Source organism: Stenotrophomonas sp. STEN046 (assembly GCF_056759755.1).
Window position 1 is genome coordinate 29300 of record NZ_JBRRDR010000038.1, and the last position, 15671, is coordinate 44970.

Consider the following 15671-nt stretch of genomic DNA (forward strand, 5'->3'; position numbering starts at 1 on the left):
GGCACTACCGCCACAAAGAAGAAGGGCCCCTTGCGGGGCCCTTTTTCTTACTTCTTTTCCATCCGTGCGTTGCGCTGGCCGGTGGCGGCGGACTTCTCGCCGGCAAACGGGTTCAGCTTGCGGATCATCCACGGGTACTTGGGCCACTTGCCTTCCAGCCACGGGTGATCCGGCTGGTTCAGCTGCAGGACGCGGCGGGCGTCATCGGCCAGGGTCTTGTTGCCCAGGTGGGTGTAGGAGTCGGCCAGAACCGCCACGGCGTCGTACTGGAAGGCGCTCTGCGGGTAGTTTTCCAGCAGATAGTTGGCGCGGCCAGCGGCCGAGAGCCAGGCGCCACGGCGCATGTAGTACAGGGCGTTGTCGAGCTCGTGCTGGGCGAATACGTCACGCAGCTCCAGCATGCGCTTGCGCGCATCGGCGGCATAACGGCTGTTCGGGTAGCGATCCACCACGATGTTGAAGTCTGCATACGCCTGGTGCGGCGTGGACAGATCGCGACGGCTCGGGTCCAGGGACCATACGCGGCGTAGGAAAACCGTATTGCGGTTGGAGTTGGCCAGGCCGCGCAGGTAGTACAGATAGGAGACGTTGCGGTGGGTCGGGTAGGTACGGATGAAGCGGTCGATGCTGGACACCGCGTCATCGTGCTTGCCGGCCTTGTACTGGGCGTAGGCGGTTTCGATCATCGCCTGCTCGGTGTACGGACCGTACGGGTACTGGGCCACCAGGCGGCGGAAGCTGGCTTCGGCGCCGCTCCAGTTGCCACCTTGCATCAGCTTGTGGCTCTTTTCGTAGAGCTGTTCGACCGGGGTGCCTTCATCAGGGCGATCGCCCTTGGTGCCGCGGTTGCAGCCGGTGGCGACGATGACCAGCACCAGCAGCAGGGCGGTGAGGCGGACGGGCGCGGAGAGCAGGACGGAGCGTCGGATCATGGGGTCAATGCGGGACGCGGCTGGAATACGAAGGGTCGATGATAGCCTAGTGTCCTGTCCAGCGACTGAAACCGGCTCGCCGGGACCCCAAAATTTCAAAGATGCCCCCTGCCATGTCTGAACAACCCTCCGAATCGGCCCGCCAGGCCATTGTCCCCGACACCTCCGCCGGCCGTCGTTTCGACGCGGTCGTGGCCGAGCTGTTCCCCGAATATTCCCGTTCCCGCCTAACCGAGTGGATCAAGGCCGGCGACGTCCTGCTGGACGGCGCACAGGCCCGCCCGCGCGATGCACTGCGCGGTGGCGAGGTGGTCACCCTGCAGGTGGTGCTGGAAACCCAGACCACGGCCGAGCCGGAGGACATCCCGCTGGACGTGCTGTTCGAGGATGAGCACCTGCTGGTGATCAACAAGCCGGTGGGCCTGGTCGTGCACCCCGGTGCCGGCAACCACAGCGGTACCCTGGTCAATGCGCTGCTGTACCGCGACCCGTCGGTGGCGGTGCTGCCGCGCGCGGGCATCGTGCACCGCCTGGACAAGGACACCAGCGGCGTGATGGTGGTGGCCCGTACGCTTGAGGCGCAGACCGCGCTGGTCGAGCAGCTGTCCGCCCGTGATGTGCACCGCCAGTACCTGGCCGTGGTGATGGGCGCGCTGGTAGCCGGTGGCACCGCTGATGCACCGATCGACCGCCACCCGCGCGACCGCCTGAAGATGGGGGTGCGCGAGGACGGCAAGGAAGCGGTGACCCATTACCGCCTGCGCGAGCGCTTCCGTGCGCATACCGCGCTGGAATGCCGCCTGGAAACCGGGCGCACGCACCAGATCCGCGTGCACATGGCGCACCTGCGCCACCCGATCGTGGGCGACCAGCTGTACGGCGGTGCGCTGAAGCTGCCCAAGGGTGCCAGTGACGAACTGGTGGCCGCGCTGCGCGGCTTCAAGCGCCAGGCCCTGCATGCAGAGACCCTGGAATTCGTGCACCCGGTAACCGGTGAGCCGGTACGCAATACCGCGCCTGCGCCGGCCGACATGCTGCACCTGATGAAGGTGCTGCGTGAAGACAGCGCCGCCTTCGCCGAACGCGAGCGGGGCCGCTGGTGATGGACGCCCCGCTGCCACTGCTGCAGGCCGACTGGCCGGCGCCGCCCGGCGTTCGCGCGCTGACCACGCGGCGGCATGGCGCGGGGGTCTCGCCGGAGCCATTCGCCCAGTTCAACCTGGGCAACCGGCATGCGGCCGATGGCGATGCGCCGGCCAATGTCGAGCGCAACCGGCAACTGCTGCAACAGGGGCTGGCGTTGCCGTCGGCCCCGCACTGGCTGCGGCAGGTGCACAGCGCCACGGTGCTGCGTTTCGATGCAGCGCCGGTGGAAGGCGCCAGTGAGCCGGTGGCCGATGCGGCGGTGACCTCGGTGCCCGGTGTGGTGCTGGCGATCCTGACGGCCGACTGCCTGCCGGTGGTATTCGCCGCTGCAGATGGCAGCGAAGTCGGTGCCGCGCACGCTGGCTGGCGCGGTCTGGCCGACGGCATGCTGGAGGCCACGGTGGCTGCGATGCAGACGCCGCCGGCGCAGCTGCGCGCTTGGCTGGGGCCGGCAGCGGGCCCGGCCGACTATGAGATCGGCGAAGAGGTGTACCACGCCTTTGTAGGCCACGATCCGGCTGCCGAGGCGGCCTTCGCGGCCACCCGTACCGGGCACTGGAAGGTGGACCTGTTCGCGCTGGCGCGGATGCGCCTGCAGGCGGCAGGGATCAACGCCGCCGACATCCACGGTGGCACGGTATCGACGATGGCCGATCCGGATCTGTACTCGCATCGCCGCGATCGCCGCACCGGTCGGATGGCAACGCTGGTGTGGATGGGCTGATGCCTGGCGATCCTGCTGCGGGGGCGGAACCTGGCGGCGTGATCGTCTTCGACGGCGTCTGTGCGCTGTGCAGCCGCTGGGTGCGTTTCCTGCTGCGGTTCGACCGTCAGGGGCGCTATCGCTTCGCGGCGATGCAGGGCGCGCAGGGCAGTGCGCTGCTGCGTGCACACGGGCTGGACCCGCATGATCCGAGCTCGTTCCTGCTGCTGGATGCGCAAGGGGCGTGGACCGATACCGAGGCGATCCTGCGCGTGCTCACCGGCCTGGGCGGCGGTTGGCGGCTGGCTGCGGCAGTGCGGGTGGTGCCACGTGCGTGGCGTGATCGTGCCTATCTGGTGCTGGCGCGCAACCGCTACCGCTGGTTCGGGCGGCACGATGCCTGTCTGCTGCCCAGCCCGGGCCAAGCCGCGCGGTTCCTCGATTGACCCTCGCCGGGCATGGCCCGGCGCTACCTTTCTTCCGCGCCCTGCGTGCCCAGGGCAGTGCCTGCGGTAGCGCCGGGCCATGCCCGGCGGGCGCGATGCCGATCAGCCTTCCAATGCGTCCAGGTAGCTGCGGCGCCAATGGTTGATGTCGTACGTGCGCAGGTGTTCCATCATCGCGTGCCAGCGCTCCTGGCGCCGGCGCAGTGACATGGTGGCTGCCGTGGCGATGGCATCGGCCACGCCATCCAGGTCGTGTGGATTGACCAGCAGCGCCTGCTTCAGTTCATCGGCAGCACCGGCCAGCAGCGACAGCACCAGCACGCCGGGGTCGTCCGGATCCTGCGAGGCGACATATTCCTTCGCCACCAGGTTCATGCCGTCGCGCAACGGAGTGACCAGGCCGACCGCGGCGGCGCGATAGAAGCCGGTCAGCGTGGCGTGGGTGAAGTTCTGGTTGACGTAGCGCAGCGGCGTCCAATCCGGCTCGGCATGGCCGCCGTTGATGTGGCCGGCGATCTGTTCCAGCTGGCTGCGCAGTTGCCGGTATTCGGTTACATCGCCGCGCGAGACCGGTGCGATCTGCAGGTAGGTCAGCGAGCCACGCTGGTCCGGGTGGCGCTGCAGGTAGCGCTCGAAGCCGAGAAAGCGCTCGGGCAGGCCCTTGGAGTAATCCAACCGGTCCACCCCGATGGCGAGCTGGCGGTCACGCAGGCTGCCGCGCAGGTTCTTGACCGCCGCCTTGCTGGCGGCAGTGCTGGCCTGGCGGGCGATCAGTTCGGTATCGATGCCGATCGGGAACGCCGCGGCGCGGAATCGACGGCCGCCGGGCGCTTCCAGCTGACCGTCGTCGAGCACGCGCCCGCCACCGAACAAGCGCAGGTAGGTCTGGAAACGATCGGTGTCACGCTGGGTCTGGAAGCCGACCAGATCGTAGGCATACAGGGCCGAGAACAGCCGCAGATGGTCCGGCATGGCTTGCAGCAGGTCGGCCGAGGGCATCGGGATGTGCAGGAAGAAACCGATGCGGCAGCCGATGCCGCGCTCGCGCAGCATCGCACCGAGTGGAATCAGGTGGTAATCGTGGATCCAGACGATGTCGTCTTCGCGCAGCAGCGGTGCCAGCTTGTCGGCGAACAACGCATTGACCCGGTGATAGGTCTCGCGGGTGCCACGGTCGTAGTCGACCAGGTCCAGGCGGAAGTGCAGCAGCGGCCACAGCGTGCGGTTGGCGAAGCCGTTGTAATAGCCGTCGACATCGCGCTTGGCCAGATCCATGGTGACGTACTGGATATCGCCATCGCGTTGTTCGTGCAGCGCACCGCTGGCCTCGCGCACGCTCTTGCCACTCCAGCCGAACCACAGCCCGCCGCGTTCCTTCAGTGCCGCCAGCAGCCCGACGGCGAGACCTCCTGCGCGGTTTTCGCCGGGCACAGCCACGCGGTTGGATACAACGACAAGACGGCTCATGAGGCCTCCTGCCAGGAACGCGACAGGCGCATGGCCGCAGTGATCAGGCCGACATGCGAGTAGGTCTGCGGGAAGTTGCCCCAGGCTTCGCCGCCGTCGAACGCCAGGTCTTCCGACAGCAGGCCAAGATGATTGCGTTGCTGCAGCAGTGATTCGAACATGTCGCGCGCCTCATCCATGCGGCCGATCGCAGCGAGCGCATCGATGTACCAGAACGTGCAGATGGTGAAGCTGGTTTCCGGTTCGCCGAAATCATCCGGTGCGATATAGCGGTACAGCGCATTGCCGTGCTTGAGGTCGCGGCCGATGGCGTCGACGGTGGCGACGAAGCGTGCGTCGTTGGCTTCGATGAAGCCGATGTCGGCCAGCAGCAGCAGCGAGGCATCCAGGCGATGGCCATCGAAGGTGTCGGTGAAGTGGCCGAGCTCCTCGCTCCAGGCTTTTTCCATGATGCGTGCGTGGATGGTGTCGGCACGCTCGCGCCAGTACTGCGCGCGGTCGTCACGCTTCAGGCGCACGGCGATCTTGCACAAGCGGTCGCACGCCGCCCAGCACATCGCGCTGGTGTAGGTGTGTACTTCGGTGCGGCCGCGGAACTCCCACAGGCCTGCATCGGGCACGTCGTGCAGGGCGTAGGCCTGTTCGCCCAGCGGTTCCAGCCGGGCAAAGGTATGGCTGTCACCGGGGTCCTGCAGGCGGCGGTCGAAGAACAGCTGGGTGGAGGCCAGCACCACGCTGCCGTACACATCATGCTGGCGCTGTACCCAAGCCAGGTTGCCGCGCCGCACCGGGCCCATGCCGCGGTAGCCGGACAGGCTGGGCACTTCGTCCTCGTCCAGCTTGGCCTCGAAGCCGATGCCGTACAGCGGCTGCAGGGTGCCGTCGGTGGTGGCCAGGTTGAAGATGTAGCCCAGGAACTGCTCCATCGTGCGGGTGGCGCCCAGACGGTTCAACGCGCGCACCACGAAGGCGGCATCGCGCAGCCAGCAGTAGCGGTAGTCCCAGTTGCGCACGCTGCCGGGCGCTTCCGGAATAGAGGTGGTCATTGCCGCGATGATCGCGCCGCTGTCTTCGTACTGGCAGAGCTTGAGGGTGATCGCGCTGCGGATGACCGCGTCCTGCCACTCCAGCGGAATGGACAGGTAGCGCACCCACTCGCGCCAATAGTCGCGGGTGCGCTGGAAGGCCTCCTGCACGTATCCGCTGATGGAGCGGTTGAGCGACTCGTCCACGCCCAAGATCAGGTGGATCGGGTGGTTGAGCACGAACGGCAGGCCATCGCGCACGAAGCGCACGGGTACGTCGGTGGTCAGGCGCAGCACGTGCTCGGGCAGGATCCAGCGCACGTGGTTGCTGCCCCAGGTGGACTCGGGCACGCGCGCGCCCCAGTCGGCCAGCGGCCGGGCGCGGATCACGATGCGCGGACTGCCGGACAAGGGGCGCACCTGGCGGATCAGGCTGACCGGTCGGTAGAAGCGATCATTCTGGCGCCAGCGTGGCGCGAAATCGAGGATTTCCAGGGCGCCACCGTGGGCGTCGCGAAGCACGGTGCGCAGGATCGCGGTATTGGTCAGGTATTCCTGCTCACTGCCGGCGAAGTCCTCCAGCTCGATGGCGAAATCGCCACCGGTCTGCTGGTTGGGGCCGAGCAGGGCGCAGAAGGTCGGGTCGCCGTCGAAGGTCGGCAGGCAGCTCCAGACAACACGGGCATGTTTGTCGACCAGGGCGCCAAAGCTGCCGTTGCCGACCACGCCCAGATCAAGATCGGGTTGGGTCATCACGCGGTACATCTCGGTTGCGGCCGTGGGGGTGGCCAGGGTCAATACGCATTCTCGCGCAGCCATGCGTGCACGCTGCGTATGTCAGGCAGCGCGAACACGGCTGCACTGGGTTCACGTTCACCGATCAGTACGCTCCAGCCGTGCAGGCCATTGGCTGCATCGAAGCCGAACTCATCGGTGAGGTCATCGCCGAGGAACACCGGCAGGCGCCCGCGGAAGGGCAGGTACTGCATCAACCTGCGTACCGCGCGGCCCTTGTCGGTGCCTACCGGCACGAATTCGACGACGTGGTCGCCGGGCTGCAGGCGATAACTGGTGCGGCCCCGCACATGACGGTCGGCGAAGGCGCGCACTTCGGCGGCGGCATGCGGTGCGCCACGCCAGTGCAGGGCCAGGCCGACACCTTTGTCTTCCACCAGTACGCCGGGATGCCCATGGGCGAAACGCATCGCCTGCTGATGCAGCGCGTGCAGCCAGTCGGCGGTGTCATCGTTGTGTTCGTCGCGTATCACACGCCCGTCCTGGCTGCGCAGCTCGTGGCCGTGCAGGCCAGCGGCGGGCAGCTGCAGTGGCGCGAACAACTGGTCCAGCTGTTCAAGCGGGCGGCCACTGACCAGTGCCACGGCACCTTCCAGTCGGTCACTGATGCGGCCGATGGCTTCACGCACATCGGGCAGGAGCTGCACGGCGTCAGGGCGCGCAGCGAATTCAATCAGGGTGCCATCCACATCAAGGAACAGCGCGCAGGCGTCGTCCAGCAATGGAGGTGGCGGACGCAGGGGGAGCGGTTCAGCCATGTCGCCCAGCTTGCCAGCGTGAGCGTGTAGATGGGGTCGAGGCGAAGCTACGGATTGGAGGCGTGCGGACCAACGGTCCGCACCCACCCAAGGCAAATCCGGACCCACCCGTAGCGATCAATATCGTCCTGGTGGGTGCCGACCGTTGGTCGGCACGCTGTCCGCAGCAATCAGAACGTATAGCGCACGCGACCGTAGTAGTACGCGCCATTGCTGCCGATCGGCGACAGCACGTCGTAGGGCAGGTTGCCGAAGTAGTGGATGTCGTCGTTGGATCGATCCGGATAGTTGTCTGTCAGGTTCTGCCCGCCGATGGCCACGCTCCACTGCGATGTGATGCGGTACTCCACTTCCGCATCCAACTGCCATTCAGCCTGGTAGGTCTGACGCGGGATGTAGCCATCGCCGAAGTTGAATACGCGGGTGGCACTGCCGTAGCGATTCACCCGGCTGCTGAGCGACCAGTGATCGTTGCTCCATGCCGCCGAGAAGCTTCCGCGCGTGCGCGGGGTGGCGTCGGTCAGGGTGTTGGTCTCTTCAATGCCGAACAGCACGTAGTCCGGGTTCAGTGCACGGAGCTGTGCCGGCGTGGCCAGCACGTTCTTCAACGTGGTCTTGGTATAGGCGTAGGTGCCTGTCAGCAGCAGTTGGCCGTTGCCCAGCGATTGCCGCCAGTTGCTCACCAGCTCGGCACCGCGGGTGCGGGTATCGGCGGCGTTGACGAAGAAACTGGCGCTCTGCAGCCCGCTCACGCCGTAGTTGGCCGCCACGTAGTCGGTCAGCGCATCGCCGGTGATGCTCTCCGACAGCGCGATGCGGTCGTCGATGTCGATCTGGAAGAAGTCCAGCGACAGGTCGAAATGCTCGCCGATGCGGCTGGTGAAGCCCAGCGAGGTGTTCAGCGATTTTTCCGGCTTCAGGTCCTGCGCGCCGAGGCCACGGGCAATGGGATTGTTGACCGACAGCAGGCGGCCCTGCACCAGCTGGCCGCCGGCGTTGTAGCCGGTGGAGGTGGATTCGTAGCCGATCTGTGCCAGCGACGGCGCGCGGAAGTTGTTGGAGATCGCGCCGCGCAGTGCGAAGGCCGGGGTGAATTCATAGCGCAGGCCGAGCTTGCCGGTCAGTTCGCCGCCGAAGTCGTCGCTGTGCTCGTAGCGTGCGGCCAGATCGGTGGAGAAGTGTTCGCCGAACTGGCTGGCGAGACTGGCATAGGCGCTGGCCACATCACGCGACAGGGTGGCAGCATCCTGCGGGGTCAGGCCGCCACCGGCCTGCGAGCCGGTGGGGCGATCGGTGTACGGGCCGGCGGCATAGCTGGCCGGATCGCCGGGGCGGGTCTGGTAGCGCTCGTGGCGTGCCTCTGCGCCCAGGCCCAGGGTGTGGCTGATGCTGTCGCTCTGCGCGAACACGCGGCTGAGGTCGAGATTGCCGACGGTCTGCGCGTACTCGTAGTCGGCGGTCTTGAAGCGGGTCGGGCTGGTCGGGCCCAGCGAGGCGTTCAGCGAATCGCGCAGACGGTAGATGAAATCGTTCTGGCCGTAATCCAGGCTGCCGTCGTAGCTCCATTCGCCCCATTGGCCACGAACCCCTGCCACCGCCTGCACGTCGCGGTTCTCGCCTTCGGAGATCGGCCGGTAGCCGTTGGGATAGACCTGCTTCCAGTTGGCATCGCCGTCGGGGTAGCGGAAGTAGTTCGCACCTTCGGTGTTACGCTGGTTGAAGGTGCCGAAGGCATAGAAGGTGGCGGTCTTTCCCACCGGGATCTCGGTGTTCAACCACAGGTTGATGTCCTTGCTGGCGCCATCGCCAAGCACATAGTTGCGCTTGCCCTGCAGCGCCAGATTGGCCTCGGTCTGGTCCCACGGCGGAATCTGGTCGAAGCCGGCGCGATTGGTGCCGTTGCGCTTCTTGTATTCCAGGCCCACGCGCAGGAAGCCGCCGTCCTCGCCCAGCGAGGTGCCGACCTTGGCACTGATGTTGCCGGTCTGGCCATCGGTGATCGTGCGCCCGATCGGCTTCAGATCGGTGTGGTTGGCGCCGTAGCTGGCCTCGATCTCGCCACCGTCGCCGCCGTTGTCCAGGATCACGTTGATCACCCCGGCCACCGCATCGGAGCCGTACAGCGCACCGGCGCCGTCGCGCAGCACTTCGATGCGCTTGATGGCGCTGACCGGGATCGAATTGAAATCGACCGGTGTGGTGCCCTTGCCGATCTTGCTGTCGGTGTTGACCAGCGCGGTGTGGTGGCGGCGCTTGCCGTTGACCAGCACCAGCACCTGGTCCGGCGACAGGCCGCGCAACTGTGCGGCGCGCACGTGGTCGGCGCCCCCGGAGTTGGACTGGCGCGGGAAGTTGAAGGACGGCAGCAGTGCCTGCAGCGCGCTGCCCAGCTCACCGTTGACCACGCCGGCCTTGCGGATGTCCTCGGCGGTGAGCACGTCCACCGGCGAGGTGGATTCGAGCACGGTGCGGTCGGCGGCGCGGGTACCGGTGACGATCACCGTGTCCAGGTTGGTGGCCGCATCCTGGGCAGAGGCCAGGGTGGGGGACAGGGCAAGCGCGATGGCGAGGCCGAGCGGCGACGCAGACAGGCGGGGGGACATGCAGGCTCCAGCAACAACGACATGGGGAAGGGGGGGGGGAGATAGTTTCACTTACATCCATCCGGATGAAGCGATATATTATCTTGGCGTGAGGAGGTGGTGGGATGCAAGTCCCTCCTCCCGATGCATGAGCTGATGCCCGTGCGGCATCAGTGCGTTGGTTGCACCCGCAACTGAAGTGCAGGTGTACCCTCCGTGCCCCTTCGACGTGCTTTTCCCTTCCCCGGAGTGCTGTTCCCGATGAAACACCTTGGCCTGATCTTCGCCGTGCTGCTGGCCACCAGCGGCTGTGCCAGCCTGTCTTCCAAGGCGCCGAGCGCCTATGCCACCACCGCAGAGATGCAGGGTGATGCAGCGCGTCCGTCCAGCGGCCACGGCTGGCTGCGCAGCGAGCTGTACTTCGGCGTGGGCGAAGAGCAGGGTGCCGGCAACCGGCCGCAGGCGGACACCATCAGTGACGCGCAGTGGCGCGCCTTCCTGGACAAGGAAGTGACTCCGCGTTTCCCGGATGGCCTGACCGTGTTCGATGCCTATGGCCAGTGGCTGTTCCGCGGCGATGCCTCGCCCAACCGCCTGCGCACCAAGGTGCTGGTGGTGCTGCACGAGGACACCCCGCAGCGCCGTGCCGACATCGAGGCGATCCGGCTGGCCTGGAAGCAGCAGACCAAGCATCAATCGGTGCTGTGGTCGCGGCAGCCGGTTGACGTATCGTTCTGATCTGAAGGGGCCATCGTGGCGCCACAGGGATAGACGATGAAACACAGGGACTACGTGCTGGGCCTGCTGCTGGCAGGCCTGTGGCTGCCGACGGCGCAGGCGAATGAGGACGACGGCGGAACGCTACGGTTCCAGGTCGCCGCTCACGTGCAGGCACACGCCGATCCCCAGCAGGATGGCAGCATCGCGGTGCAGCTGTCGCCGTCGGGCAAGCGCCAGAGGCTGGAGGGTGCGGCGGATGCCGACGGCAATTCGCGATGGGGTCTGGAGGACGTCGATTTCGATGGCTACCCGGAATTGATTGCACGTGCATCGGTGGGCATGGTCAACGAGGCGGTGGCGGTGTACCGGTTCGATCCGGCCAGTGCCGGGTTCCGCGCGCTGCAGGCGGACACCCACGGCAAGGACAGTTGCGGTGACCTGATGGGGCTGACTGTCGATCGTTCGAGCCGCACCCTGACCAGCAGCTGCCGCAGCGGCCCGATGTGGTACACCGACCAGTACCGGTTTGCAGGTGCGAAGCTCTATCTGTACCGCTCGGAGAGCGTGTTGATGCTGGGCGATACGCTGAACGCCGCGCTGCATTGGGTGCAGACCGACGATCAGGGCCCGCTGGCGGTCTGGCGCACCTATGATGCCGCCGGAAGTGTGCTTGAGACGGCCATTGCCGATGGCCTGGGCGCACCTGCCGACGGACCGCTGCGTGGCCAGCAGGCCTCCGTGTTGGCGCCGCGCCTGTTCCTGTTCGATCGACCTGGCGCATCCAGCACCAAGCGTTACCTGGTGCAGGGCGACCGTGTGGAAATGCTGGATGAACAGGATGGCTGGATGAAGCTGCGCTACCGCAACCCGAAGCAGGGCGCGGTGGTGGGCTGGATCAATGTCAACGATTGACGAGACATCGGTCTGAAGTTTGCGCATCGAGGCGATGCGCGCCTTGCCCACGGGGGCATCACTTCACCGGGTCTAGCCTCGGACGTTCCCCCGTTCGAGGATGTATCCGATGAGCAAGCGCGTGGCCGAAATCGTGGTGGACGCCCTGCAGCAGGCCGGTGTCCGCCGTTGCTACGGCATCGTGGGCGACACGCTCAACCATGTGACCGATGCGATGCATGGCAGCGAGATCGCTTGGGTGCACGTGCGCCATGAAGAAGTGGCAGCGTTCGCTGCCGGCGCCGATTCGCTGGTCAGCGGCCAGTTGACGGCGTGTGCTGGCTCCTGCGGGCCCGGTGGCCTGCATTTCATCAATGGCATCTTCGAGAGCAACCGCAACCGCGCGCCGATGGTGCTGATCGCCAGCCAGATCGTCACCAGCGAGCTGGGCATGGAGTTCCCGCAGGAAGTGGACTTCAAGGCGGTGTATGGCAGCTGCACGGTGTTCTGCGAACAGGTGCACAGCGCTGAACAGGCACGCCGCGTGGTGGCGCTGGCCTGCCAGGCCGCGATCAGCCGTCGCGGCGTAGCCGTGGTGATCCTGCCGGCTGACATCAGCGAGGCGGAAGTGAAGCACGATGTGCCGTTCTCGGTGCACTACACCCAGCCGGTGCTGCGTCCGTCCGACAGCGAACTGCAGCAGATCGCAGAACTGCTGGGGCAGGGCAAGCGCATCGGCATTTATGCCGGCGCCGGCTGCCAGGGTGCGCACGCGCAGTTGCTGGAGCTTGCGCGCAGGCTGCAGGCACCGGTGGCGCACACCTCGCGCGCCAAGGATTTCGTCGAGCCGGACAACCCGTACAACATGGGCATGACCGGCATCTTCGGCATCGAATCGGGCTTCCATACGCTGATGGAGTGCGACACGCTGCTGCTGCTCGGCGCTGATTTCGCCTGGGGCCAGTTCTACCCGGACAAGGCCACCATCATCCAGGTCGACCGCGATGGCAGCCACCTCGGCCGCCGCCATCCGGTGAACCTCGGCGTGGTGGGTGATATCGCACCGACGCTGGACGCCTTGCTGCCGATGCTGCCGCCGCGCGAGGACAGCAGTTTCCTGGATGAGTGCATCGAGCGCCGTGACAAGGCACTGAAGAAGCGCGAGAAGGAAGAGCAGCCCGGTGAGGGCGAGCTGATCCATCCGCAGCACCTGACCGCGCTGCTGTCGAAATATGCCTCCGATGATGCACTGTTCACCGCCGACGGTGGCTCGCCGATGGTGTGGGTGTTGCGCCATATCCGCGTCAACGGCCGCCGCCGCACGCTGACCAGCCTGCTGCATGGCACGATGGCCAATGCGATGCCACAGGCACTGGGCCTGCAGAAGGCGTTCCCCGGCCGGCAGGTGATCTCGCTGTCCGGCGATGGTGGCCTAGCGATGCTGCTGGGCGATCTGTTGACGGCCGTGCAGGAAAACCTGCCGATCAAGGTGGTGGTGTTCAACAACGGCTCGTTGAATTTCGTCGAGCTGGAGCAGAAGGTGGAAGGCCTGCTGGACAACTACACGGATCTGAAGAATCCGGATTTCGGGCGCCTGGCCGAGGTGATCGGCTTCCACGGACGCACGGTCACCCGCAGCGAGGATCTGGAGGAAGCGGTGCAGGATTTCCTGGCCCAGCGTGGGCCGGCGTTGCTGGATGTGCACACCAGCCGCGCCGAGCTGGTGATGCCGCCGCAGATCGAAGCCAAGCAGGTGGCAGGCACGGCGCTGTATGCGGCCAGGGCGGTGTTGAATGGCCGCTTCGACGACGTGAAGCATCTGCTGGTGGACAACTTCCTGAAGAAATAATGGGGGCGATGCAGGGCTGCGCCCTGCACCCGCTACGAGCCAGAGCCAGAGCAGAAGCTGGTTTGCTGAGGGATGGCGGGGTGGGTCCGGTTGCGGGGGACGCCGTAAATACGTCCCTGTAGGCTCGGTCGCGCCATCCATGGCGCTCACGCCCCCGCAACCGGGCCCACCCCGCCTTCGACAGTTCTCCGCGATCTGCCAGTAGATCCACGCCATGCGTGGATAACGTGGAAATGATCGGAAAAGGCACTTGTAGAGCCGAGCCATGCTCGGCTCTGAGGCTTCGCGTACAGCAGCCAAGCATGGGCCCGGCGCTACAAAGAGCGCCTGCTTTTGCTTTTGATCTTTTGATTCTCTTCCGTGGCTGGCACGCGCAGGAAACTTTCAGGGGCCGTGCGGGGTGGGCTGCGCAGGACCGTTGGCGCCATGGATGGCGCCATCGAGCCCCAGGGACGGGTTCACGGCGTGTCCTGCGCAGCCTGCCCCGCACGGCCCATTCCGATAAACCCGCTGTCCGCGACCAGCCTCCAGCCACGAGGGGCCCCGCCGTTGGCTGGAACCCATCATTCCACGCGGGAATTGGCGCGCAGGCCCTGCTGGGCCTACCATCGGCGGTCCCCACCCCCACCGCCCCTTCCATGTCCGCTCCCGCTTCCGCCGCACCACGTCGCTGGTTCGTCGCCGGTGACTTCAATGGCTTCTTCGGCCTGGTCGTCGACAACCTCTCCATCCTCGGCTTCATCGCCATGGCCCTGGTCGGTATGTTCCAGTTCCCCGCCGAGGTGGTGTTCGGCCGCATGTTCCCCGGCACCGCGCTGGGCGTGCTGGTCGGCAATCTGCTGTACACCTTGATGGCGCGTCGCCTGGCAGCGCGTACCGGGCGCGACGATGTCACTGCGATGCCGCTCGGCCTGGATGCCCCGACCAGCATCGGCATGGCGCTGCTGGTGCTGGGCCCGGCCTTCCTGGCCTTCAAGCAGCAGGGGCTGGACCCGCATGCAGCGGCGATCGCCACCTGGCAGCTGGGCATGGCCTCGCTGGTCATCATGGGCGTGCTCAAGTTCATCCTTTCCTTCTTCGGTGAAGCGGTCACCCGCGCGCTGCCGCGTGCCGCGCTGCTGGGTTCCATTGCCGGCATCGCGCTGGTGCTGATGGGCCTGCTGCCGCTGCTGGAAACCCTGCGCTCGCCGCTGGTGGGCTTCACCACGCTCGGGCTGCTGCTGTATGTGCTGATCGCCAAGGGCAAGTTGCCGGTGCGCGGTCCGGGCGTGCTGCTGGCCTTCGTGTTCGGTACCGTGCTGTATTACGGGCTGGGCCTGGCCGGGCTGGGTGTGCCGGGCTTCCAGATTCCGGCGTGGGTGCCGCCGCAGGTGGTGCTGCCGCTGCCGACGCTGGGCTTCATCGAGGGCCTGCCCACGGCCATGACCTACCTGCCGCTGCTGCTGCCGTTCGGCCTGTTGATGGTGGTCGGCGGCATCAATGTGTCCGAGAGCGCGCGTGCGGCGGGCGATGACTACCGCACCCGTGACATCCTGCTGGTGGAGGCGGTGGCCACGCTGGTGGCTGGTGTCTGCGGCGGCGTCGCCCAGACCACCCCGTACATCGGCCAGCCGGCATACAAGCACATGGGTGCGCGCAGCGGCTACACGCTGCTGACCGGGCTGTTCGTCGGTATCGGCGGCATGCTGGGCATCATTTCCGGATTGGTGCAGTGGCTGCCGCTGGCGGTGCTGGCGCCGATCATCGTGTACGTCTCGATCGACATCACCACCCAGGCCTTCCAGGCCACCCCGCGCCAGCATGCCGGTGCGATGGTGCTCGGTTTCCTGCCGTCGGCGGCGTACCTGCTGGCGATCAAGGCGCCGGGCTGGATTCCGGCCGAGCAGATGGGCGCACTGCTGACCCATGTGGACGGCCATGGCCTGCCGGAACTGGCGGTGATCTTCGCCCTCGGCAATGGTTTCATCATCACCTCGATGCTGTGGATCGCCACGGTTGCGGCGATGGTGGACGGTCGCCTGCGCCGCGCCTGCGGCTTCCTGCTGGTGGCCGCGGCACTGACCCTGTTCGGCCTGATCCACTCGGTGGACCCCCGCGGTGGCATCTATCTGCCGTGGGACCTGCAGGGGTTGGCGCGTGTCATCAGCTGGCAGTTCGCCGGGGCCTACGTGGCGCTGGCGATCCTGCTGGGCCTGTTGTCGCTGCAGAAGCAGCCGGTGAAGCCGCTGGGTGACACGGCCCAGTGATCGGTAGCGGGGGGGGGGGGGCCGGGGGGGGGGGCGGGGGGGGGCCCGCGGGGGGGCGCCGGGCCGGGGGCCAGCGCAGCCCGGCGGGGGGGGGGGGGGGGGGGGCTGGTG

General features: G+C 66.7%; 12 protein-coding genes. 7 read left to right on the plus strand and 5 right to left on the minus strand.

The window, feature by feature from the left end; genetic code table 11:
- Positions 1-47: 47 nt before the first annotated feature.
- Positions 48-932, minus strand: coding sequence for an outer membrane protein assembly factor BamD (locus tag ACVOLJ_RS16085; RefSeq protein WP_475280117.1), 885 nt, complete (start codon positions 930-932; stop codon positions 48-50).
- Between the two features lie 113 nt (positions 933-1045).
- On the opposite strand from ACVOLJ_RS16085, the gene rluD reads away from it, so the two are divergent.
- From rluD to ACVOLJ_RS16100, 3 genes are read left to right on the plus strand one after another with little or no spacing between them, the layout of a single operon-like run.
- A complete protein-coding gene (gene rluD / locus ACVOLJ_RS16090; protein WP_475280116.1) occupies positions 1046-2035 on the plus strand; it encodes a 23S rRNA pseudouridine(1911/1915/1917) synthase RluD in 990 nt (329 codons plus the stop codon).
- On the plus strand, positions 2035-2802 hold the full coding sequence (gene pgeF / locus ACVOLJ_RS16095; protein ID WP_481564579.1) for a peptidoglycan editing factor PgeF: 768 nt from the start codon (positions 2035-2037) through the stop codon (positions 2800-2802). The genes rluD and pgeF overlap by 1 nt, the downstream gene beginning before the upstream one ends.
- Positions 2802-3227 (plus strand): thiol-disulfide oxidoreductase DCC family protein, encoded by a 426-nt coding sequence (locus tag ACVOLJ_RS16100; RefSeq protein ID WP_481564580.1) that lies wholly within the window; start codon positions 2802-2804, stop codon positions 3225-3227. Before pgeF ends, ACVOLJ_RS16100 begins: the two co-directional genes overlap by 1 nt.
- 102 nt (positions 3228-3329) lie before the next feature.
- On the opposite strand, the gene otsA is transcribed toward ACVOLJ_RS16100, so the two are convergent.
- The 4 genes from otsA to ACVOLJ_RS16120 form a co-directional block, all read right to left on the minus strand.
- Positions 3330-4694: an alpha,alpha-trehalose-phosphate synthase (UDP-forming) gene (gene otsA / locus ACVOLJ_RS16105; RefSeq protein WP_475280113.1), complete on the minus strand. Its 1365-nt coding sequence runs from the start codon at positions 4692-4694 to the stop codon at positions 3330-3332.
- Positions 4691-6472, minus strand: a complete 1782-nt coding sequence (locus ACVOLJ_RS16110; RefSeq protein ID WP_481564585.1) for a glycoside hydrolase family 15 protein — start codon at positions 6470-6472, stop codon at positions 4691-4693. The genes otsA and ACVOLJ_RS16110 overlap by 4 nt, the downstream gene beginning before the upstream one ends.
- Before the next feature lie 41 nt (positions 6473-6513).
- Positions 6514-7272 carry a trehalose-phosphatase gene (otsB, locus tag ACVOLJ_RS16115; RefSeq protein WP_475280112.1) on the minus strand — a complete coding sequence of 253 codons (759 nt, stop codon included), beginning with the start codon at positions 7270-7272 and terminating at the stop codon, positions 6514-6516.
- A 170-nt stretch (positions 7273-7442) separates the two neighbouring features.
- Positions 7443-9875 (minus strand): TonB-dependent receptor plug domain-containing protein, encoded by a 2433-nt coding sequence (locus ACVOLJ_RS16120; protein WP_481564581.1) that lies wholly within the window; start codon positions 9873-9875, stop codon positions 7443-7445.
- A 240-nt stretch (positions 9876-10115) separates the two neighbouring features.
- Between ACVOLJ_RS16120 and ACVOLJ_RS16125 the strand changes: the two genes are divergently transcribed.
- The 4 genes from ACVOLJ_RS16125 (at position 10116) to ACVOLJ_RS16140 (ending at position 15560) form a co-directional block, all read left to right on the plus strand.
- Positions 10116-10592: a DUF3574 domain-containing protein gene (locus ACVOLJ_RS16125; RefSeq protein WP_475280110.1), complete on the plus strand. Its 477-nt coding sequence runs from the start codon at positions 10116-10118 to the stop codon at positions 10590-10592.
- Positions 10593-10628: 36 nt separating this feature from the next.
- Complete coding sequence (locus ACVOLJ_RS16130) at positions 10629-11486, plus strand: XAC2610-related protein (RefSeq protein ID WP_481564582.1); 858 nt, start codon at positions 10629-10631, stop codon at positions 11484-11486.
- 109 nt (positions 11487-11595) lie between these two features.
- A complete protein-coding gene (locus tag ACVOLJ_RS16135; RefSeq protein ID WP_481564583.1) occupies positions 11596-13314 on the plus strand; it encodes a thiamine pyrophosphate-dependent enzyme in 1719 nt (572 codons plus the stop codon).
- A 638-nt stretch (positions 13315-13952) separates the two neighbouring features.
- The gene (locus ACVOLJ_RS16140; protein ID WP_481564584.1) at positions 13953-15560 is read left to right on the plus strand and encodes a SulP family inorganic anion transporter; all 1608 of its coding nucleotides are present in this window, start codon (positions 13953-13955) and stop codon (positions 15558-15560) included.
- Positions 15561-15671: the final 111 nt, after the last annotated feature.